A 21,291-nucleotide genomic window follows, 5' to 3' on the forward strand; every position below is an offset into this window, starting at 1 on the left:
TTTATCGGTCCGTGGGCGGTTGACTTGAACGCGGCCCCGGGGTGCGCGCGCCGCCGCCCTGCAGCGCGTCCACGTCCAGGATCAGGGCCATGCGGCCATCTCCGATCAGGCTGGCGCCGGCGTAGCCGGGCAGGCCGCGCAGGGTCGGCGGCAGTGCCTTGATCACCACTTCCTCGCGCCCGCGCACCCGGTCCACCGCCAGGCAGTAGCGCTGCTCGCCCGACTGCAGCACCACGCAGGTCGAGTCGCGCAGCGGCAGCGGCTCCAGGCCCAGCCACTCGCGCAGGCCCAGCAGCGGCAGCGGGCGCTGGCGCAGGTCGAGCATGCGCTGGCCGTCGATCCACAGCGCCTGGCCGGGATCGTGCGAGAGCACCTCGACCACGCGCACCAGCGGCAGCGCGTACACGTCGCTGCCCACCTCCACCAGCAGCGTCGGCAGGATCGCCAGGGTCAGCGGCACCCGGATCGAGAAGCGCGAGCCGGCGCCGGGCGAGGACTGGATCTGGACCGTGCCGGAGAGTTCGCGGATCTTCGACTGCACCACGTCCATGCCCACGCCGCGGCCGGACAGGTCGCTGACCTCGGTGCGGGTGGAGAAGCCGGGCAGGAACAGCAGCTGCAGGCATTCCTCGGGCGACAGGCGCGCGGCCGCGTCGTCGTCGATCAGGCGTTTCTCCACCGCGCCGCGGCGGATCTTCTCCGGGTCGATGCCGGCGCCGTCGTCGCGTACCTCGATCAGCACGTGGTCGCCTTCCTGCTGCGCCGACAGCCGCACCACGCCCTGCTCGGGCTTGCCGGCGCGGCGCCGGACCTCGGGCATCTCGATGCCGTGGTCGATCGCGTTGCGCACCAGGTGTACCAGCGGGTCGGCCAGGGCCTCGACCAGGTTGCGGTCGAGTTCGGTGTCGGCGCCGACCACCTCCAGCTGCACCTGCTTGCGCAGCTGGCGGGCGACGTCGCGCGCCAGCTTGGGGAAGCGCGCGAACACCCGGCCCACCGGCTGCATGCGCGCGGTCATCACCGCGCCCTGCAGGCGCGAGGTGGCCACGTCGAGCGCGGCCACCGCGCGGTCGAGCTCGTCGTCGCGCAGCCGCGGGCGGATGGTCTTGAGCCGGTTGCGGGCCAGCACCAGTTCGCCGACCAGGTTGACCATGGCGTCGAGCCGGCGCACGTCCACGCGCACGGTGACGTCGGCCGGCTCGTGGGCCTTGGGCGCGGAGCCGCCCGCGGGCGCCGGCGGGCGCGGCGGCGGGGCGGGTGCAGGCGTGGGTGCAGGCGCGGACGCAGGCACAGGCGCAGGCGCAGGCGCGGCGGCCGGCTGGGCGCCGGGGACCCCGCCCACGCCGTGCAGGCTGTCGAGCAGGGCCTCGAAATCGAGGTCGTCGATCGAATCGTCGTCGCCGGCCGCGGCGGCCGGCGGAGGCGCCACCGGCGCGGCCGGCGCCGGCGCGGTCCCGGCCGCGCCCGCGCGCAGCGCGTCGAGCAGCGCCTGCGGCGCCGGCTGCGGCGGCGCGCCGGCGGAGATGCTGGCGAGCATGTCCACCAGCAGGTCGATGCCCTGCTGGACCCCGTCGAACGCCTCCGGGTCCAGCGGCGCGCTGCCGTCGCGCGCGGCGTTGAGCCGGTCCTCCACGGCGTGGCACACCGCGACCATGGGGTCGAAGTCGAGGAAGCCGGCCCCGCCCTTGATGGTGTGGAACCCGCGGAACACCGCGTTCAGGCACTCGCGGTCGCCCGGGGCGCGCTCGAGCGCCACCATCTGCTCGCCGAGCTGGTCGAGGATCTCGCCGGCCTCGACCAGGAAGTCGGCGCAAATGTCCGGGGCGATCGAGGACATGGCTACAGCCCCAGCGAGGACAACAGCTGGTTGGCGTCGTCCTGGGTCGCGGCCGGGCCGTCCAGGCCCTGGACCGAGGGGCCGTGGCCGCGCGGGTCGAGCTGCAGCGGGCGCGCGTCGTCGCCGGCGTACTCGCCCAGACCCTCGTGCACCGCGCGCACCAGCTCCACCACCCGGCGGATGATCTGGCCGGTGAGGTCCTGGTAGCCCTGGGCCGCGGTCATCTCGGACAGCCGCGAGCGGATCGCGGCCAGGGTGGGCGCGTCGTCGCCGCCCTTGCCGAGGGTGCCGAGCAGGATGCGGCAGTCCTGGATCAGGTCCAGGGTGTGGTGGCTGGCCTCCTCGCTCACCTTGACCACGTGCTCCAGGCGCAGGCAGGCCTCGTGCAGCGAGCCGTTGCCGCCGCCGGTGCCCAGCGTGGTCTCCAGTTCGCGCGCCAGGCGCACCAGTCCCTGCACCAGCGGCTGGGTGCGCCACTGGATCAACTCGTCGACGTTGCGCCGCCAGGCGGTGTCGTCCTCGCGCTCGAGCGCATCGAGCGCCGCGTGCAGGCAGGCCACCAGCGCCTCGCGTCCCTGCGTCGCCGCGGGCGGCGCGGGGGTGGTGCTCACGCCACCGCTCCCAGGCGCTCGAACACCTTGGTCAGCTTGTCGTTGAGGGTGGCGGCGGTGAACGGCTTGATCACGTAGCCGTTCACGCCGGCCTGCGCGGCCTCGATGATCTGCTCGCGCTTGGCCTCGGCGGTGACCATCAGCACCGGGACCTTCGACAGCGCGGCGTCGGCGCGGATCGCCTTGAGCAGGTCGATGCCGGGCATGCCGGGCATGTTCCAGTCGGTGATCACCAGGTCGAACGGGCCCTTGCGCAGCTCCACCAGCGCCGAGGTGCCGTCGTCGGCCTCGACCGTGTTGAAGAACCCCAGGTCGTTGAGCAGGTTCTTGACGATGCGACGCATGGTCGAGAAGTCGTCGACGATGAGGATGCGGATGTTCTTGTCCATGGGGCCTCGTGGTAGCGGGGGTGGGTGGTGCGCGGGGCGCTCAGGGCAGGTCGTGGTCGTCGTCGTCGCCGTCGTCGCGGTGCCAGTCGGCCAGCCGCGCGCGCAGGCGCACCGCGGCCTGGCCGTGGATCTGGCACACGCGCGACTCGCTCACGCCCAGCACCGCGCCGATCTCGCGCAGGTTCAGTTCCTGCTCGTAGTACAGCGACAGCACCAGGCGCTCGCGTTCGGGCAGGCCGGCGATCGCCTCGGCCAGCGCGTCGCGGAATGCGGACTGCTCGAACGCGCGCTCGGGCGTCGCGGTGCCGCGGCTGGCCACGCGGGCCTCGCCGTCGTGTTCGTCCATGTGCGCGTCCAGGCTCACCAGCTGGCCGCGCGCGGAGTTCTCGACCATGGCGTGGTACTCGTCCAGCGACACGCCCAGTTCGGCCGCGACCTGCTGCGCGGTGGCCGCCTGGCCGGTACGCTGCTCGACCTCGCGGGTGGCCGCGACCAGGTCGCGGTAGCGGCGGTGCACCGAGCGCGGCACCCAGTCGCCGCGGCGGATCTCGTCGATCATCGCGCCGCGGATGCGGATCGAGGCGTAGGTCTCGAAGGCCGCGCCCTGGTCGGACTGGAAATTGCGCGCGGCCTCGATCAGGCCGAGCATGCCGGCCTGCACCAGGTCGTCGATCTCCACGCTCGCGGGCAGGCGCGCGGCCAGGTGGTGGGCGATGCGGCGCACCAGTTCGCCGTGGCGCTCGACCACCTCGGCGGGCGAGCCCTGCTGGTTGGCGCGGTACTGCGCGGCGGCGGCCATGTTCATGCCATCGCCCCCCGCGCCGGCGCCACCAGGCGCTCGAGGAAGAACTCGACGTGGCCGCGCGCGCCGGCCGGCGACTGCCATTGGCGCGAGCGCCGGGCGATGTCGCGGAACGCCACCGACGAGGGCGCCGACGGGAACGCGTCGACCACGGGCTCCTGGCGCTGGACCGCGCGCCGCAGCCACTCGTCGCGCGGGATCGCGCCCAGGTAGTTGAGGGTGACGTCGAGGAAGCGCGAGCTGACCCGCTCGAGCTTGTCGAACAGCTGCCGGCCCTCGCGCTGGTCCTGGACCTGGTTGGCCAGCACCTGCACCCGGGCCACGCCGCGGTCGCGGCTGAGCACCTTGATCAGGGCGTAGGCGTCGGTGACCGAGGCCGGTTCGTCGCAGACCACCACGATCACGTCCTGCGCGGCCTGGCAGAAGGTCAGCACGCCGTCGGCGATCCCGGCGGCGTTGTCGACCACCATCACGTCCAGGTCGAGGTCGAGCTGCGAGAACGCGTGCACCAGGCCCACGTGCTGGGCCGGGGTGAGTTCGGTCATGTGCCGCTTGCCCGAGGCGGCCGGGACCACCATCAGGCCGTTGGGGGCCTGGATCACGGTGTCGCGCAGTTCGCAGCGGTCGGCGAACACGTCGGCCAGGGTGTGGCGCGGCGCCAGGCCCAGCATCACGTCGACGTTGGCCAGGCCCAGGTCGGTGTCCAGCAGCAGGGTGCGCTGGCCGGCCGCGACCATCGCCGCGGCCAGGTTGACCGAGACGGAGGTCTTGCCGACACCGCCCTTGCCGCTGGCGACGGCGATCACCCGGACCGGGCCGGGGACACCGGGCTGGCCGGCGGCGGCGGCGGACGGATGGGGGTCAGGCGACTGCATGGCGATCCTCGGTGACGAGGGGGTTATCGGCAGCACGGCGGGTTTTCTCCAGTGACTGGACGAGGCGGTGGGCATCGGCGGCTTCCAGGTCGCCCGGGACCTGCTGGCCGCCGGCGGTGTAGGCCAGCCCGAGCTCGTGGCGGACCAGCACCGAAAGCGCCGAGCCGGGCTGGCAGGTCTCGTCGAGCTTGGTCAGGACCACGCCGTCGGGCTTGGCGGGGCGGTAGCGGCGGATCACTTCCCCCAGGTCCTGCGGGTGGGCGTTGGCCGGCAGCACCAGCAGGCTGCGCACCCGCTTGGCGGCGCGCAGCCACAGGATCTGGCTGAACACGGCGCGGTCGCGCGGGGCGTGGCCGGTGGTGTCGACCAGCACCAGCGGGTAGTCCTGCAGCTGCTCCAGGGCGGCCTGCAGGCCGTCGGGGCCCTGCGCCTCGCAGACCGTGATGCCCAACCGGCGGCCCAGGGCCTGCAGCTGCTCCAGGGCGCCGGCGCGCTGGCCGTCGGTGGTGACCAGGGCCACGTCGCGGGCGCGGTGGCGCGCGGCGAACCGGGCGGCGAGCTTGGCCGCGGTGGTGGTCTTGCCGGCGCCGGTGGGACCGACCAGGGCGATCACCCCGCCGTCCTCGATCGGCTCGCCGTGCACGATCGGCAGCAGCCGCGCCAGGGCGGCGTGCATCGGGCCGTGGACCTGGTCCGGGGCCAGGGTGGGATCGATCCCCGCGGCGACTTCGCGCGCCAGCGACTCGCTGCAGCCGTAGCCGGTGAGCGCGTCGAGCACCGCCGCGCGCGCCGGCGAGCCGCGCAGGCGTTCGATCGAGAGCTGCTCGAGCTGGGTCTCCATCATCCGCCGCATCCGCGCCAGCTCTTCGCGCATGGCGACGATCGCCGGATCCTGCTCGGGCGCGGCGACGACCTGCAGCGCGGGCGGCGTGGCCGCGGCGGGTGCCGGGGCCGGGGCTGGCGTGGTGGCGGCGGACTCGACCGGCGGCTCGGGCCGTTCGGGCACGGGCAGTTCCGGCGGGAGGCGGTCGAACTCGTCGGCCGCCGGCTCCCCGTCGCGGCCGGCGCTGGCGCGCGGCGTGGCGTCGAGCGCGGCCATCATCGCCTCGAACCGGCTCGGCGCGGCCGGGGCGGCGGGTGCCGCCGCCGGGCTCCGGTCGCGGTGCGGGCGCGGAGCCGCTGCAGCTGCCGGGGCCCGGGCCGGCGAAGCCGGGGTGGCCGGGCGGGCGCCGTCGCGGATCCCGCTGGCCGGCGCCGGGACGCCGGCAGGCGCGGGACGGGCGGGGGTGCCGCCGCCCGCGTCGGCCGCCGCCGGGGTGCCGGTGGTCAGCTCGGCCAGGGTCTGGCCCTCGTCGATCCGGAACACGGCGCGGGCCCGCGAGAGCAGGCTCTCGCGCACCCCGTCGCGGCGCGCGGCCGAGGCCGGGGCGTGGGCGGTCGGAGTCGTGGAGGTCGGGGCGCCGGACGCGGCACGTTCCGGCACCGTGCCGGCCTGGGCGCCGGCGTCCTCCAGGCCCGGTGCCGCGGCGCGCAGCGCCTGCGTCACCAGGGCCTCGTCGTAGTCGGTGGCGGCCACCACCTCGATGCCGGCGCCGCCGGCGCCAGGGCGTGTGGACAGGATGACCGCGTCCGGTCCCTGTTCTTCCCGGACCATGCGCAGGGCGGTGCGCATGTCGGGAGCGGTGAAACGCTTGATTCGCATGTCGAAAGCCCGTCTGGAGCGGCCTGGAGCCGGCCTGCCCCCTTCCCTGCAAGACCTGGGCCGGAATGTTTCCCCGCCTCCGCCGGAAGCTTGGCGCGCCCCCGGCGACGGAAATCCGGCCCCGCCCGCCGGCAACGTCGCCACCCCGGGACGCTCCCTCCCCCGCTTGCGGGGGAGGGTTGGGGTGGGGGCTGCCCGCCGCCGGCGTGACCTGATGCCGCCCCCTCCCGGCCTCCCCCCGCACGCGGGGGGAGGAGTCTCGCAACGCCTTCTCCAGCAGCCTCCCACGCATGCGGGGAGGAGCGGTGTTGCCGCTTCGTACGGAGCCGGTCGCGGCCCCGTCCCCCACACCGTGCCGCCGGCAACGGCTCCCTCCCCCGCTTGCGGGGGAGGGCTGGGGTGGGGGCACGCCTGCCGCCGGCATGAGCTGGGCCGCTCCCTCCAGCTCCATGGGCGGGGCGGGGTGTTGACGCGGCCCATGCGCCGGTCGCGTGACGCGCCGCCTCGCGACCGCGCCTGTAGGAGCGGCTTCAGCCGCGACCCGTCGCCAGCGCCACGTCGCGGCCGACGTGGCGGGCCGGGTCGTGGCAGCAGTCGCTCCTCCAAGGGGAGAGCAGGATGTCGGAAGGCCAGAGGGCCGGCCTCACCCCACCGAGCCCACCAGGCGCAGGCGCTTGTCTTCCGGCACTTCGGCATACGCCAGCACCGCCAGCGAGGGCACGCTGTGGCGCACCAGCCGCGCCACCGCGGCGCGCACGCCGCCGGGCACCAGCAGCACCGCCGGCTCGCCGCGGCTTTCCTGGCGGCGCACGCACTCGCCCAGGTTCTGGTGCAGGCGCTCGGCCAGGCCCGGCTCCAGCGCCGCGCCCTGGCCGTTGACCGAATCCTGCAACACCTGCTCCAGCGCCGGGGCCAGGGTGTAGACCGGCAGCTCCGGCGCCATGCCGTTGATCTCCTGGACGATGAAGCGGCCCAGCGCGACCCGCACCGCGGCGGTGAGCGCGGCCGGGTCCTGGGTGTGGGCGCCGTGCTCGAGCAGGGCCTCGACGATCTGCCGCATCTGCCGCACCGGCACCCGGTCGGCCAGCAGCGACTGCAGCACCTTGACCACCACCGACAGCGGCAGCAGCTTGGGCACCAGGTCCTCGACCAGCTTGGGCACGCTGCGGCCGAGCGTGGCCAGCAGGTTCTGCACCTCGTCGTGGCCGAGCAGTTCGGCCGCATGCTCGCGCACGATGTGCGAGAGATGGGTGGCGGCGACGGTGGAGGCGTCGACCACGGTGTAGCCCAGCGACTCGGCGTGCGCGCGCTGGCCCGGCACGATCCACACCGCGTCCAGGCCGAAGGCCGGGTCCTTGCCCGGGATGCCGTCGAGCGGCCCGAACACCTGTCCCGGGTCCAGCGCCATTTCGCGGTCGGGCACCAGTTCGCCGGTGGCGACCGGGACCCCGTGTACCAGCAGCCGGTACTGGCCGGGCGCGAGCTCGAGGTTGTCGCGCACGTGCACCGCCGGGATCAGGAACCCCAGGTCCTGGGTCAGCTTGCGCCGCACGCCCTTGAGCCGCGCCAGCAGCTGCCCGCCCTGGGCCTGGTCGACCAGCGGGATCAGCCGGTAGCCGACCTCCATCGCCAGCGGCTCCAGCGGCCGCACCTCGTCCCAGCTCAGTTCGGGCACCGCGGCCGTCGCGGCCGGGGCGCCATCCGTCGCCGCGGCCTCGCCCTCCTGCGCCACCGCCGCGCCCGCGCGCAGCCGCCACGCGGCCCAGCCCAGGAGCGCGGCCAGGGCCAGGAACGGCAGGTTCGGCATGCCCGGCACCACCCCGACCAGGCCCATCAGCAACGCCGCCACGGCCAGCGCGCGCTGCTGGCCGAACACCTGCTTGTGCACGCTCTCGCCCATCTCGTGCTCGCCGGTGGAGCGGGTGACGAGCATCGCGGTGGCGACCGCGATCAGCAGCGCCGGCAGCTGCGCGACCAGGCCGTCGCCGATCGCCAGCGTGGTGTAGACCTGGGCGGAATCGGCGAGCGACAGCCCGTGCGAGAACAGCCCGATCACGATCCCGCCGACCAGGTTGATCGCCAGGATCAGAATGCCGGCGATCGCGTCGCCGCGGACGAACTTGCTGGCGCCGTCCATCGCGCCGTAGAAGTCGGCCTCCTCGCGCACTTCCTGGCGCCGGGCCTTGGCTTCCTCGCGGGTCAGCAGGCCGGCGTTGAGGTCGGCGTCGATCGCCATCTGCTTGCCGGGCAGGGCATCGAGGATGAACCGCGCCGACACTTCCGAGATGCGGGTCGCGCCCTTGGTCACGACCACGAAGTTGATGATGGTCAGGATCGCGAATACCACGATGCCGACCGCGTAGCTGCCGCCGATCACGAACTCGGCGAACGACTCGATCACGTGGCCGGCCGCGGCCGGACCCTCGTGGCCGTGCAGCAGCACCACCCGGGTCGAGGCCACGTTCAGCGCCAGCCGCAGCAGGGTGACCATCAGCAGCACGCTGGGGAACACCGAGAACTCCAGCGGCCGGCGCACGTACACCACCGCCAGCATCACCACCAGCGACAGCGCGATGTTGATCGTGAACAGCGCGTCCAGCAGCACCGGCGACAGCGGCACCACCACCATCGCCAGCAGGGCCAGGACCACCAGCGGCGCGGCCAGGCCGCCGCGCATCGCCGCCAGGATCCCGGCGCCGCGCCCGGGCACGCTGCTCATCGCGCCGGACTCCCGTCGCCGTCGGCCGGGTCGGGCGCGCCCTCGGCGCCCACGTCCAGCGGTGCCAGCTCGGGCATCGGCCCGCGGCCGGGCACCCAGGCCCGCAGCTGGTAGACGTAGGACAGCACCTGCGCGACGGCGGCGTAGAGTTTCACCGGGATTTCCTGGTCGACCTGGGCCATCCGATACAAGGCGCGTGCCAGCGGCGGCGCCTCGACGATCGCGACCCGGTGCTTTTCGGCGATGGCGCGGATCGCCAGCGCCAGTTCGTCCACGCCCCTGGCCACCACCACCGGGGCGCGCATGCCGGGCTTGTACTTCATCGCCACCGCATAGTGGGTCGGGTTCACCACCACCACGTCGGCCGCCGGCACCGCGTCCATCATCCGCCGCTGCGACAGCTGCCGCGCCACCTGGCGCACCTTCGCCTTGACCTCGGGGTTGCCCTCGAGCTCCTTGTGCTCGTCGCGCACCTCCTGCTTGGTCATCTTCAGCTTGTTGCGGTGCTGGAAGTGCTGCCAGGGCACGTCGATCGCCGCCAGCAGCAGCAGCGAGCCGACCATCGCCAGCACCGCGCCCAGCACCAGGTCCACCCCGCCGGCGACCGAAGCCTCCAGCGAGGCCTGCGGCAGCGCCAGCAGGGCCGCGAACGCGCGCCACACCACCCAGCCGCCGACGCCGCCGATCAGCGCCACCCGCAGCAGCGAACGCAGCAGTTCGGCCAGGCTCTCGCTGCCGTACATCCGGGCCAGGCCCTTCTGCGGGTTGAGGCGGGCGAAGTCGGGCTTGAGCGCCTGCGAGGCGAAGCGCAGCCCACCCATCGCCGCCGGCGAGATCGCGCATGCGGCCAGCGCCACGGCCAGCAGCGGCAGCACCGGGACGAACAGGTCGCGCGCCAGCGCCAGCGAGTGGACGAGGATCCGGTCCGGGTCGCCGAGCAGGGCCGGGTCGAGGGTCAGCGCGTTCTTCATCCAGTCGCGCGCGGCCGCGCCGACGTAGCCGCCGGTGGCCTTGAGCGCCAGTACCGCGCAGCCGAGCACCGCCACGTTGGCCAGTTCGCGCGAGCGCGGGACCTGGCCCTTCTCGCGCGCGTCGCGCAGCCGTTTCTCGCTCGGGCGTTCGGTGCGGTCCTCCTTTTGCGGCTGTTCGCTCATCGCCGCCTCACCCGGCCAGCGCCCGCGCGGCCGTGAACGCGTCCTCGAACAGCCGCCGCACCGGGGCTTCGATCCCGCGCATCAACAGCATCATCAGGGTCAGCCCGGCCAGCAGCGAGACTGGCAGGCCGACCGCGATCGGGTTGAGCTGGGAGGCGGCGCGCGCCAGCACGCCGAAGGCGAGGTTCACCGCCAGCAGCGCCATCATCACCGGCAGCGCCAGCAGCAGCCCGGCGCGCAGGCAGGCGCCGAAGAACTCCGGCACCGCCGCCAGCAGGCCGGCTACGTCCGGCAGGGCGGCGCCGACCGGCACCCCGCCATAGCTGTCGGCGAGCAGGTTCACCAGCGCCAGGTGACCGTCGACGATGAAGAACAGCAGGGCGAACGCCAGGTAGAACCACTGCGACAGCACCGGCGAGGAGGTGCCGCTCAAGGGGTCGGCCATGGTCGCGAACGACAGGCCCATGCCCACGCTGACCAGCTCGCCGGCCAGGCGCCCGGCCTCGAACGCCAGCCGCAGCATCATCCCGATCGCCACCCCGAGCGAGAACTCGCGCAGCACCCCCAGCACGGTGGCCGCGTCCACGCCCATCGGCGGCGGCGCCGGCAGCACGCTCGCCATCGCCGCCGACAGCGCCAGGGTGATGACCAGGCGCGCCCGCACCGGGATCCCGCGCCCGCCCACCGCCGGCAGCACCTGCAGCGCCGCGCCCACGCGCAGCGCGTACCACAGCACCGCGCCGAGCATGGCAAACAGGTCGACCCCGGTCAGCGCGACGAGCGAGACGGTGTCCACGGCGGGCCTCAGCCGATCAGGTGCGGAATGCGGTGGAACAGGTCGATGGTGAACGCCACCAGGCGCCCGAGCAGGAAATGCCCGGTGGTGGCCAGCACCACCACCAGGCCCAGCGCCTTGACCACGAACTGGATGGTCGGCTCGTTGACCTGGGTGGCGGCCTGCATCACGCCCACCGCCACGCCCACCACCAGCACCGCGATCAGTGCGGGGCCGCCGAGGGTGAGCGCCATCTGCAGGCCGCGGGAGATTTCGCCGAGCGCGGTTTCGGGGGTCATGGCAGGGGCCTCACAGCGGGTTGAAGCTGGCCGCGAGCGAGCCGACGATCAGCACCCAGCCATCGACCAGCACGAACAGCAGGATCTTGAACGGCGCCGAGATCAGCATCGGCGAGAGCATCATCATGCCCATCGACATCAGCACGCTCGCCACCACCAGGTCGATGATCACGAACGGGATGTAGACCAGGAACGCGATCTCGAACGCGGTCTTGAGCTCGCTGGTCAGGAACGAGGCGGCGAGCACGCCGAACGGCACGTCCTGCGGGCTCGCGTAGGGGCCGGTCTGCGACAGGCCGGCGAAGGTCATCAGGTCGGTCTCGCGCACCTGGGCGAGCATGAAGCCGCGGAACGGTTCGGACGCGGCCGCCCACGCGGCGCGGAAGTCGAGCTGGTCGTCGAGGTAGGGCGCGATGCCGTTGGCCCAGGCCTGATCGAACACCGGCATCATCACCATCGCGGTGAGGAACAGCGCCAGTGCCAGCAGCACCTGGTTGCTCGGCGTCTGCCCGGTGCCCAGCGCCTGGCGCAGCAGCGCCAGCACGATGATGATCCGGGTGAACGCGGTCAGGCCCAGCAGCGCGGCCGGCAGCAGGGTGATACCGGTCATCAGCGCCAGCACCTGCAGCGGCAGGCTCACCGGCTGGCCGCCGACGCTGCCGACCTCCACCGAGGGCAGCGGCTGCGCCGGCACGGCCGGCGGATCGACGGCCGGGGCCGCCTGGGCGAAGGCCATGGCCGGCAGCAGCGCCAGCGCCAGGCTGGCGAGCAGCAGCAGCCAGGCCGGCGCGGCGGCGCGGCGGGTCGCGGCGGGGTGGCGCGGCGCGCGCGGGAGGGTCATGGCGTCTTCTTTCCCAGGTGTTGCGCCAGCAGCTGGGCGAACGCCGGCGCGGAGCGGGCCGGGGGGTCGGGCAGCGGCTGGTCGAGGGTGTGCAGGGTGCGGGGGCCGCCGGCGCCGACCCCGAGCAGCAGCTGGGTGCCGCCCACGTCGACCACGACCAGGCGGTCGCGCGGCCCGAGCGGCAGCGCGCCGACGATGCGCAGCCCCGGGTGGCCGCCGCCGGTACCGCCCAGGCCGGGGATCCGGCGCGCCAGCCACGACAGCGCCAGGATCAGCCCGACCACCAGCACCAGGGCGAGCACCGCGCCGCCCAGGCTGCCGGCGCCCGCCGGGGCCGGGGGCGGCGGCGCGGACGGCGCGAGCACCTGCGCGGTGGCCGTCGTCGCCGGCGTGGCGTCGCCCGCGGCGATGGCGGCCGCGCCGGCGACGCCGGTCACGGGCAGCGAAGCGACCACGGGGCCGGCGGCGCCGCTCACCGCAGCCTCTTGATCCGCTCGGACGGGCTGACGATGTCGGTCAGGCGCACGCCGAAGCGGTCGTTGACCACCACCACCTCGCCCTGGGCGATCAGGGTGCCGTTGACGTACACGTCGAGCGGTTCCCCGGCGCCGCGCTCGAGCTCGACCACCGAGCCCTGGTTGAGCTGGAGCAGGTTGCGGATCGGGATCCGCGCCCGGCCGACCTCCAGCGACAGCGAGACCGGCACGTCGAGGATGACGTCCAGGTTGAGGTCCGCGCCGGCCTGTCCGGCATCGGCGGTGAGCGGGTCGAAGGCGGCCACGGCCGCGGCGTCGTTGTTGGTCATGGCGATTCGTCGGAGGGGTCGGGTTGGGTGGCGGCGCGCGGGCTGTGCACGCGGGTGATCTTGATGGCGTTCTTGCCGTTGTGGATGCCGAACTCGCCGCTGAACAGCGGCATCTGCTCGACCTTCAGCTGCACGGTGCGTGCCAGCTCGATCGGGATCACGTCGCCTACCCGCAGGCGCGAGAGTTCGCGCAGGCTGATCTGGCGTTCGGCAATCGCCGAGCTCAGCTCCACCTCGGCGTCCTCGAGCTGGTTGCGCAGGGCGCGGATCCAGCCCTCGTCCTTCTCGATCCGGTCGCTCTGCACCCCGGCGTCGAGCTGTTCGCGGATCGGCTCGAGCATCGCGTAGGGCAGGGCCACGTGCAGCTCGCCGCCGCCGCCCTCGAGGTCGACGTGGAAGCGGCTGACCACGATGTAGTCGCGCGGGCTGATGATGTTGGCGAAGTGCGGGTTGACCTCGGAGTTGAGGTACTCGAACTCCACCGGCATCACCGGCGCCCAGGCCTCGACCAGGTCGGCGAAGGTCTGCTTGAGCAGCAGCTGGATCACCCGCATCTCGGTCGGGGTGAACTCGCGGCCCTCGATGCGGATGTGGTAGCGGCCGTTGCCGCCGAAGAAGTTGTCGACCACGGTGAACACCAGCCGTGGTTCGAACACGATGATGCCGGTGCCGCGCAGCGGCTTCATCTTCACCAGGTTGAGGTTGGACGGCACCTGCAGCGAGTGCATGTACTCGCCGAAGCGGACCAGGTCGATGCCGCGCACCGACAGGTCGGCCGAACGCCGCAGCAGGTTGAACAGGCCGATGCGCCAGGTGCGCGCGAAGCGCTCGTTGATCATCTCCAGGGTCGGCAGCTTGCCGCGGACGATGCGGTCCTGGCTGGCGAAGTCGTACGGGCGCGCCTCGCCCGGCGCCGGCGGCGGCTCGGTCTCGACCGCGCCGCTGTCGACGCCGTGGAGCAGGGCGTCGATCTCGTCCTGGGAGAGCAGGTCGGCGCTCATTACTGGGTCACCAGGCTGGTGAAGATCACCGCCTCGACCTTGTCCGGCGCGCCCTCGGAGCGCAGCAGCGCGCGCACTTCCTCGCGCGCCACTTCCTGCAGCCGCTCCTTGCCCGCGCGCTGCGCCAGCCGGGTCGACTCCTGCTGGCCGAACAGCAGCAGCAGGCGGTTGCGCACGGAGGGCAGGTGGGCGTGGACCGCGTCGACGGTGGCCGGGTCGCGGCTCACCACCTGGACGTCGGCCTGCAGGTAGCGGTTGCCGCCGGGGTCGGCCAGGTTGACCACGAACGAAGGTTCGACCGCGATGTACTGCGCCGGCTGCTTGTCGGGCCTGGCGTCCGCGGCGTCCTCGGCGGCGGCCTGCCGGTCCTGCCACCACCACCAGCCGCCGGCGCCGGCCGCAGCCAGCACGACGATGGCCAGGATCCACGGCCATGCCCGGCGGCGGGCCTTCTGTTCGGGGGCTTGCGACTTGGGGTTGGCGGCTGCGGCGGACACGGGACAGGCTCCGGAGGATCGATGCCTGGCCTGATGCAATCGGCGTGCCGCGCCGGCGGCGGGGTTTTGACGCGGCGGGGCAGGGCGCGGATGCCGGAGTCTTGACGGCGGGCGATCCCGTCGTGGCATGGCGCCCGACGCCGGCCCCTGCCGCCGCGCGCAGGGGCCGGCCGGGGAGGGGGCAAACGGCCTGCCCTCAACTGCAAGCCGCGCCAGCGCCCCGCAAGCCCACGATCACCCCGCGGCCCCGGGGCGCGCGCTGCGCCACTGCGCCATTCAGGCGTACGCGTCCACCAGTCCGCGCGTGCGCACCGGCGCCGCCGCGGGCGCCGGGTCCGCCCCGTCCGCGTCGCCGCCACCGCCGCCACCGCCCGCCTGCGCGTGGCCCGAGCCGCCGGCGCGCGCGGCGCCGCCGTCCGCGTCCGGCCGGCCCTGGCCCACGTCCGCGTGGCCCAGCTGCAGGCCCTGCTGGCCGAGCATCTCGCGCAGCCTCGGCAGGCTGGCCTCGATCGCCTGGCGCACCTCGGCATTGGCGCTGTTGAATTCGGCCCGGACCTGGTCGCCGTCGAGCTTCAGGCGCACGTCGATCGGGCCCACGTGTTCGGGATTGAGCCGGATCTCGGCATGCCCCAGGCGCTGCCCGGCCATCCATGCGATGCGCGCGCCGAAGCCGTCGTCGAAACCGTCGCCCGGCTCCGCGGGCAGGGCCAGCGGCGGCAGCGCGGGGGCGGCCTGCTGGACGCGCGGCGCCGCCGCCGGTGCGGAGGCGGCCAGCGCGTCGGGCGCGTCGGGCGCGGCCCCGGCCGCGGAGGCGGCCAGCGATTCGACCACGGTGGTCTCGCCCTCGGCCGGCGCGGTGGCCATGGCCGCCGCCGGGATGGCGGGTGCGTGGGCCGTGCCGGCGGTCTCGAGCGCGGCGGCCAGCGGGGTGGCGAAGGGCGGGGCGGCGCGGGCCGGGGCAGGCGCGGCGCCTGCATCCGCCGGCGCCGTGCCCGCGGCCGGCAGGCCGGCCGCGTCCAGCCCCACCGCCTGCGCCGGATCCGGGCCGGCGGGTGCGCCGCCGGGGGCCGCCTGGGCCGCCGGGGCGCCCGCGTCGCGGCGATAGCCGTCCAGCAGGGCGAGCAGCTGGCCCGGCACGGCCGCGTCCGGGCCCGTGGCCGCGTCGTCCTCGACCGCCGCCGCGTCCGCGGCGTCCGGCGACGGCGGCGATGGCGGGGCTGCCAGCAGCAGGTCGGCGAACGCGTGTCCGGGCATGGCCGCATCGTCCCCGTCGCGGCCGTGGGCACCGGGGCGGGCGGCGGGCGCCTTCGCGCCCGTGTTTGCGGCGGTGGAGGTCTGCGGATCGGTGGCCGAGTGCATGGCGTGGACCTGTGGTGTCGGCGCCGCGGCGACCGTGCCGAGCGCGCCCGGGCCGGTCACGGCGCGGGATCCCGGTCGGCGGCGGCGAGCCGCGCGCGGCGGCCGCCCAGGTCGTCGAGCTCGCGCTGCACGCGCTGCTCGGCGGCCTTCGACTCCTGGGCGCGGTAGCTGTCGGCCAGCTTCTCGAGCACCTTCGTCTCGCGGCTGGCCAGCAGCAGGCGCGCGCGCTCGACGTCGCTGAGCTGGCGGCTCTGGTCGACGATCCCGGCCTGCTGCACCACCGCAGCGTTGAGCCGTTCGCGGAAGGCGAGGCGGTTGACCAGCAGCGCCGGCGAGATCGACGCATCGGTGGGCGGGGCCGCGTACTCGGCGGCATAGCGGCGCAGGGCCTCGAGCCGCTGCTCCTGTTCGCTCAGCGCGCGCTCGCGCTCGGCGACGTCGCGCGCGGCGGCGTCCTGGCGTTGCTGCATGACCCTGAGCAGCGGGTCCAGCCGTTGCGAGCGCATCCGTCAAGCCTCCGTGGTGGTGCCGTGGGTGGGAGCGGGGGCGTCGTCGAGCAGCGCCGCCAGTGCGGCGCGGCTGGATTCGACGTCGGCGGCCTCGGCCACGTCCTGGCCGAGGAAGGCCTGGATCGCGGGCCAGCGCGCCAGCGCCTCGTCAACCAGCGGGTCGCTGCCGCGCTGGTAGGCGCCGATCGCGATCAGGTCGCGCTGGGCCGAGTAGGCGGCCATCAGCCGCTTGAGCTTGCGGATCCGCTCGCGCCACGGCGCGTCGGTGATGTCCTGCATTACCCGGCTCACCGAGACCTCGACGTCGATCGCCGGGTACTGGCCGGAATCGGCGATGCGGCGGCTGAGCACGATGTGGCCGTCGAGGATCGCGCGCGCGGCGTCGGCGATCGGCTCCTGCTGGTCGTCGCCCTCGGTGAGCACGGTGTAGAACGCGGTGATCGAGCCGCGCCCGTCGGCACCGTTGCCGGCGCGCTCGACCAGCGCCGGCAGCCGCGCGAACACGCTGGGCGGGTAGCCGCGGGTGGTCGGCGGTTCGCCCACCGACAGGCCGATCTCGCGCTGGGCGTGGGCGAACCGGGTCAGCGAATCCATCAGCAGCAGCACGTGCAGGCCCTGGTCGCGGTAGTACTCGGCGATCGCGGTGGCGCGCAGCGCGCCGTGCAGGCGCGCCAGCGGCGGCCGGTCGGCGGGCGCGGCCACCACCACCGAGCGGCGCAGGCCCTCCTGGCCCAGGGTGCTCTCGACGAAGTCGCGCACCTCGCGGCCGCGCTCGCCGATCAGGCCGACCACGATCACATCGGCCGCGGTGAAGCGGGTCATCATCCCGAGCAGGGTCGACTTGCCCACGCCCGAACCGGCGAACAGGCCGATGCGCTGGCCGCGGCCGATCGGCAGCATCGCGTTGATCGCGCGCACGCCCACGTCCAGCGACTGGGTGATGGGCTCGCGCATCAGCGGGTTGATCGCCGCGCCGGCCAGGCCGGCCCACTGTTCGGCGCGGATCGGGCCGCGGCCGTCCAGCGGCACGCCGTCGCTGTCGATCACGCGCCCGAGCAGGCCTTCGCCGACCGCGACCTCGCCGCGCCGGCGCGAGGGCACCACGCGCGCGTTGGGCAGCAGGCCCTCGAGGTCGGCGGTGGGCATCAGGAAGGTGCGGTCGCCGGAGAAGCCCACCACCTCGGTGTCGACCCAGCGTCCGCCGGCGGTCTCGACCCGGCAGCGCGACCCCAGCGGGGCGCTGCAGCCGGAGGCTTCCAGGGTCAGGCCGACCGCGCGCCGCAGCACGCCCTCGCGGGCCAGGCCCAGCGACGGCAGGTTGGGCCTGGCCGAACGCAGGCGCTCGGCCAGGCGCAGGTTGCGCGCTTCCTGCCAGTGGGCCGCGGCGACGTTGCTCATGGGTGCGCCTCGTGCCGGGCCAGCGTCGCCTCCAGCGCCGACTGCAGCCGCGCGCCCAGGGTGCCGTCGATGCGCACGCCTTCGCTGTGCAGGCGCAGTTCGCCGCGGCCCAGGTTGCTGTCGATCACCAGGCGCACGCCGTCCAGGCCGGCCAGGTGCGGGGCCAGCACGCCGAAGTCGTCGTCGTGCAGGCGCAGTTCCAGTTCGCGGGTGTCGCTGCCCACCGCCTCCAGCGCCTCGCGCACCAGGTCGGCGAGCAGGGTCGGGTCGGCCTTGTAGGCGCGCCCGAGCAGGCAGCCGGCGATGCGCACCGCCAGCTCGGCCAGGGCCTCGGCGACCTCGGCGTCGAGCCGCGCCAGCGGCCGGGTGAAGCCGTCGAGCACGCCCTCGATCTGGGCGACCATGCGCCGCACCTCGGCCTGGCCGGCGGCCAGGCCCTCGGCGTGGCCGCGGGCGTAGCCTTCCTCGCGCGCGGCACGCTCGAGCGCCTGCAGCTCCTCCACGCTCGGCGGCGCCGGCGGTTCCTCCGCGGGCGCCGGCGGCGGCTCGGCCAGGCCCGGCGCGGTCCACCGCACCACCTCGCCGGACAGGCGCAGCTCGTCGAAGGCCGGCGCGGCGTCGCTCATATCAGCACCTCGGCCTTGGCTGCGAGCGTGATGTCACCGTTCTCGGCCATCCGCCGCACGATCGCCAGGATCTCCTTCTGCGCCGCCTCGACCTCGGCCAGGCGCACCGGGCCGCGCGCTTCCATGTCCTCGATCAGGATCTGCGCCGCGCGCTGCGACATGTTGGAAGTGATCTTCTGCCGCACCTTGGCCTCGGCGCCGCGCAGCGCCAGCGCCAGCTGCTCGCTGCTGACCTCGCGCAGCACCGCCTGCATCGCGCGGTCGTCGAGGTCGGCGAGGTTGTCGAACACGAACATCAGGTCGCGGATCTGCACGCTCAGGTCGCCGTCGACCTCGGCGATCGCCGACAGCAGCGCCTCCTCCTGGCCCGAATCCATGAAGTTGAGGATGTTGGCCGCCACCTTGACCCCGCCCACCGACGAGGACTTGATGCTCTGGCTGCCGGAGAACTGCCGGGTCATCACGTCGTTGAGCTCGTTGAGCGCGTGCGGCGGGATGCCGTCGAGGGTGGCCAGGCGCAGCAGCACGTCCACGCGCACCCGCTCGGGCAGGCACTTGAGCACCTCGGCGGCCTGGTCGCCGTCGAGGTGGGCGAGCACGATGGCGATGATCTGCGGGTGCTCGTTGCGCACCAGTTCGGCGATCGCGCGCGGCTCCATCCACTTCAGGGTGTCGAGCCCGGAGGTGTTGCGCCCGTGCAGGATGCGGTCGATCAGGCTGCTGGCGCGCTCCTCGCCCAGCGCCTGGGTGAGCACCGCGCGCACGTAGTCGTCGGCGCCGGCGCCCAGGCCGCTGGGCTGGGCCAGCACGTCGACGAACTCGTCGAACACCCGGGCCACGGTCTCGCGGCTGACGTCGCCGACCGAGGTCATGGCCACGCCGAGCTTCTGCACCTCCTTGGCGCCCATGTGCTTGAGCACCTCGGCGGCCTGCTGCTCGCCCAGCGAGAGCAGGACGATAGCGGCGCGCTGGACGCCGGTCAGGGGCGGTTCGAGTGCGGGATCAGCCATCGGAGGCCACCATGTCGCGGACCACCTGGGCGACGCGCCTGGGGTCGGTGCTGACCGCGGTGCGGGCGATCTCGAGCTTCTCGTCGAAGCTCATCGCCGCCGTCGGCGCCGGGCCGTCGTCCTTGGCCGCCTGGACCTGGGCCGGCGCCGACAGGCTCACCGTCGGATCCTCGTCCAGTTCGCCGGCCGGGATCACCGTGGCGGTGGCGGTGCGCGCGCCGAGCAGCTGGCGCGAGGCCGGGCGCAGCACGGCCAGGATCAGCACCAGCACCGCCAGCCCGCCGAAGATGATGCGGCCGAACTCGCGTGCGCGCGGGTGCTCCCAGAACGGGATCGATTCGTCGGGCGCCTCGCCGGTGTCGCGCGCGAACGGCGCGTTGACCACCGAGACCACGTCGCCGCGCGTGGCGTCGAAGCCGATCGCCTGCTGCACCAGGGTCTCGATCCGGGCCAGCTCGGCCTCGGTCAGCGGCCGGCCCTGGGCCTGCGCGGCGGTGCCGCCGGCGCCCGCGGCCGGCGGGGCGATGTGGTCCACCAGCACCGCGGCGGTGACCCGGCGGATCCGGCCCGGCGCCTGGCGGGTGTGGGTCAGGGTGCGGTCGATCTCGTAGTTGCGCACCGCGCTGCGGCTGCCGGGGCCGGTGGCGGCCGCGGAGGACGCGGCCGGCTCGGCGGCCGCCTCCGCCTCCGCCGCTTCCGGGGTGTTGCTGGCGCTGCCGGGCACGCCGCGCGCGACCGGTTCGGCGCCGAGGATGCCCGACTCGGAGATCTGCTCGCTGCGCACGATGGCCGGCTGCGGCCCGTAGCGCTCGCTGGCTTCCTCGGTCTGGGCGAAGTCCATGTCCACGCTGACCGTGGCGCTGACCCGGCCCGGGCCGGTCATCGGCTCGAGCAGCTCCTGGATGCGCTGCACGTACACCGCTTCCTGGCGCCGCTGCTGCTCGAACTGGCGCGCGCCCACCGCGTCGTCGCTGTGCGGGTCGGCGTTGGAGAGCATGCGCCCGAACTGGTCGACCACGGTGACGTTCTCGGCCGGCAGGCCGGGGATGCTCGAGGCCACCAGGTGCACGATCGCGTTGACCTGGCCCTGTTCAAGGGTGCTGCCGGCGCGCAGCTGCAGCACCACCGAGGCGCTCGCCGGCTCGCGCTGGCGGGTGAAGGCGCTGGGCTTGGGCATGGCCAGGTGCACCCGCGCCTCGCGCACCGGACGCAGGTTGGCGATGGTGCGGGCCAGCTCGACCTCCATCGCGTGCTGGTAGCGCGCGCTCTCGATGAACTGGCTGGTGCCGAAGCCCTGGTCGCCGTGGATGGTCTCGAAACCGCCGCCGGGGCTGGCCGGCAGCCCGGCCGAGGCCAGCGCCATGCGCGCCTCGCCGGCCTGGTCCACCGGCACCGCGAGCGCGCCGGTGGCCGGGTCGAGCCTGAACGGGATCCGCGCGCTGCGCAGCAGCTCCGAGGCCTCGGCGGTGGATTTGGCGTCGAGCCCGGCGTGCACCGGCACGAAGTCCGGCTTCTGGCTCCAGGTGAACAGCCACAGGCCCAGCGCGATGGTCACCGCGACCAGCGCCAGCATCCCGAGCTGGCGGACCAGCGGGATGTCCTGCAGGCGGCCGAGTTCGCGCAGGTTCGCGGCGGCGGCCTTGGGGAGTGCGATCACGCTCATGGTGGTGGCGGGTCCGGTGTTCGTGGAAGGAAGCGGGGAGGCGGTGCGGCCGGCGGCGGCCGGGTCAGATCGGCATGTTCATCACGTCCTGGTAGGCCTGGACGAGGCGGTTGCGCACCTCGACCGTGGCCCGGAACGCGACCTGGGACTGCTGCATGGCGACCATCACCCGGGCCAGGTCGGCGCGCGGGTCGCCCAGTTCGAACGCCTGCTGCAGGGCGCCGGCGCGGGCCTGGGTGGCGCTGACCTGGTCGATCGCGTTGCCCAGGACCTGGGCGAAGCCCGGGGCCCGGGTTTCGCCGGTCCGGCCCACGTCGATCGCATTGGACGGCGCGGCGTCGGCGCGGATGGCGCCGGTGCGCATCTCGTGCGCGCGGATCTGGGACAGGATCGAGGAGATGGCGTCGGTGGTCATGGCC

At 74.3% G+C, this 21,291-nt stretch carries 22 protein-coding genes; all 22 read right to left on the reverse strand.

What is annotated here, in order from left to right:
- Position 1 precedes the first annotated feature (1 nt).
- A complete protein-coding gene (locus tag FQY79_RS11925; RefSeq protein ID WP_146313126.1) occupies positions 2 to 1,837 on the reverse strand; it encodes a chemotaxis protein CheA in 1,836 nt (611 codons plus the stop codon).
- Positions 1,838 to 1,839: 2 nt separating this feature from the next.
- Entirely contained in the window at positions 1,840 to 2,448 is a 609-nt protein-coding gene (locus FQY79_RS11930; protein ID WP_146313127.1) for a protein phosphatase CheZ, read from the reverse strand.
- Positions 2,445 to 2,837 carry a chemotaxis response regulator CheY gene (gene cheY, locus FQY79_RS11935; protein ID WP_146313128.1) on the reverse strand — a complete coding sequence of 131 codons (393 nt, stop codon included), beginning with the start codon at positions 2,835 to 2,837 and terminating at the stop codon, positions 2,445 to 2,447. Before cheY ends, FQY79_RS11930 begins: the two co-directional genes overlap by 4 nt.
- Before the next feature lie 40 nt (positions 2,838 to 2,877).
- Positions 2,878 to 3,636 carry an RNA polymerase sigma factor FliA gene (locus tag FQY79_RS11940; protein WP_425463208.1) on the reverse strand — a complete coding sequence of 253 codons (759 nt, stop codon included), beginning with the start codon at positions 3,634 to 3,636 and terminating at the stop codon, positions 2,878 to 2,880.
- Between the two features lie 2 nt (positions 3,637 to 3,638).
- Complete coding sequence (locus FQY79_RS11945; protein ID WP_146313130.1) at positions 3,639 to 4,514, reverse strand: MinD/ParA family protein; 876 nt, start codon at positions 4,512 to 4,514, stop codon at positions 3,639 to 3,641.
- Entirely contained in the window at positions 4,501 to 6,216 is a 1,716-nt protein-coding gene (locus tag FQY79_RS11950) for an AAA family ATPase (RefSeq protein WP_186760014.1), read from the reverse strand. The genes FQY79_RS11945 and FQY79_RS11950 overlap by 14 nt, the downstream gene beginning before the upstream one ends.
- 643 nt (positions 6,217 to 6,859) lie before the next feature.
- Positions 6,860 to 8,935 (reverse strand): flagellar biosynthesis protein FlhA, encoded by a 2,076-nt coding sequence (gene flhA, locus FQY79_RS11960; RefSeq protein ID WP_146313133.1) that lies wholly within the window; start codon positions 8,933 to 8,935, stop codon positions 6,860 to 6,862.
- Entirely contained in the window at positions 8,932 to 10,089 is a 1,158-nt protein-coding gene (gene flhB / locus FQY79_RS11965; RefSeq protein ID WP_146313134.1) for a flagellar biosynthesis protein FlhB, read from the reverse strand. The genes flhA and flhB overlap by 4 nt, the downstream gene beginning before the upstream one ends.
- Positions 10,090 to 10,096: 7 nt before the next feature.
- On the reverse strand, positions 10,097 to 10,885 hold the full coding sequence (gene fliR, locus FQY79_RS11970; RefSeq protein ID WP_146313135.1) for a flagellar biosynthetic protein FliR: 789 nt from the start codon (positions 10,883 to 10,885) through the stop codon (positions 10,097 to 10,099).
- 8 nt (positions 10,886 to 10,893) lie between these two features.
- Complete coding sequence (locus FQY79_RS11975) at positions 10,894 to 11,163, reverse strand: flagellar biosynthetic protein FliQ (RefSeq protein ID WP_146313136.1); 270 nt, start codon at positions 11,161 to 11,163, stop codon at positions 10,894 to 10,896.
- A gap of 10 nt (positions 11,164 to 11,173) precedes the next feature.
- Positions 11,174 to 11,899 (reverse strand): flagellar type III secretion system pore protein FliP, encoded by a 726-nt coding sequence (gene fliP / locus FQY79_RS11980; protein WP_246123108.1) that lies wholly within the window; start codon positions 11,897 to 11,899, stop codon positions 11,174 to 11,176.
- A gap of 101 nt (positions 11,900 to 12,000) precedes the next feature.
- Positions 12,001 to 12,441, reverse strand: coding sequence for a flagellar biosynthetic protein FliO (gene fliO, locus FQY79_RS11985; RefSeq protein ID WP_146313178.1), 441 nt, complete (start codon positions 12,439 to 12,441; stop codon positions 12,001 to 12,003).
- Between the two features lie 35 nt (positions 12,442 to 12,476).
- Complete coding sequence (gene fliN / locus FQY79_RS11990) at positions 12,477 to 12,809, reverse strand: flagellar motor switch protein FliN (protein WP_146313138.1); 333 nt, start codon at positions 12,807 to 12,809, stop codon at positions 12,477 to 12,479.
- A complete protein-coding gene (gene fliM, locus FQY79_RS11995) occupies positions 12,806 to 13,810 on the reverse strand; it encodes a flagellar motor switch protein FliM (RefSeq protein ID WP_146313139.1) in 1,005 nt (334 codons plus the stop codon). The genes fliN and fliM overlap by 4 nt, the downstream gene beginning before the upstream one ends.
- Positions 13,810 to 14,307, reverse strand: a complete 498-nt coding sequence (locus tag FQY79_RS12000; protein WP_186760018.1) for a flagellar basal body-associated FliL family protein — start codon at positions 14,305 to 14,307, stop codon at positions 13,810 to 13,812. Before FQY79_RS12000 ends, fliM begins: the two co-directional genes overlap by 1 nt.
- A 276-nt stretch (positions 14,308 to 14,583) precedes the next feature.
- Entirely contained in the window at positions 14,584 to 15,561 is a 978-nt protein-coding gene (locus tag FQY79_RS12005) for a flagellar hook-length control protein FliK (RefSeq protein WP_146313141.1), read from the reverse strand.
- Between the two features lie 161 nt (positions 15,562 to 15,722).
- Positions 15,723 to 16,172, reverse strand: a complete 450-nt coding sequence (gene fliJ, locus FQY79_RS12010) for a flagellar export protein FliJ (protein ID WP_146313142.1) — start codon at positions 16,170 to 16,172, stop codon at positions 15,723 to 15,725.
- A 3-nt stretch (positions 16,173 to 16,175) separates the two neighbouring features.
- Entirely contained in the window at positions 16,176 to 17,573 is a 1,398-nt protein-coding gene (gene fliI, locus FQY79_RS12015; protein ID WP_146313143.1) for a flagellar protein export ATPase FliI, read from the reverse strand.
- Positions 17,570 to 18,163 (reverse strand): FliH/SctL family protein, encoded by a 594-nt coding sequence (locus tag FQY79_RS12020; protein ID WP_246123109.1) that lies wholly within the window; start codon positions 18,161 to 18,163, stop codon positions 17,570 to 17,572. Before FQY79_RS12020 ends, fliI begins: the two co-directional genes overlap by 4 nt.
- 32 nt (positions 18,164 to 18,195) lie before the next feature.
- Entirely contained in the window at positions 18,196 to 19,182 is a 987-nt protein-coding gene (gene fliG, locus FQY79_RS12025; protein WP_186760024.1) for a flagellar motor switch protein FliG, read from the reverse strand.
- 19 nt (positions 19,183 to 19,201) lie between these two features.
- Positions 19,202 to 20,872 (reverse strand): flagellar basal-body MS-ring/collar protein FliF, encoded by a 1,671-nt coding sequence (gene fliF, locus FQY79_RS12030; RefSeq protein ID WP_146313146.1) that lies wholly within the window; start codon positions 20,870 to 20,872, stop codon positions 19,202 to 19,204.
- Positions 20,873 to 20,936: 64 nt separating this feature from the next.
- Entirely contained in the window at positions 20,937 to 21,287 is a 351-nt protein-coding gene (gene fliE / locus FQY79_RS12035) for a flagellar hook-basal body complex protein FliE (protein WP_146313147.1), read from the reverse strand.
- Between the last annotated feature and the right edge of the window lie 4 nt (positions 21,288 to 21,291).

The organism is Luteimonas wenzhouensis (genome assembly GCF_007859305.1).
Lineage (GTDB): Bacteria > Pseudomonadota > Gammaproteobacteria > Xanthomonadales > Xanthomonadaceae > Luteimonas > Luteimonas wenzhouensis.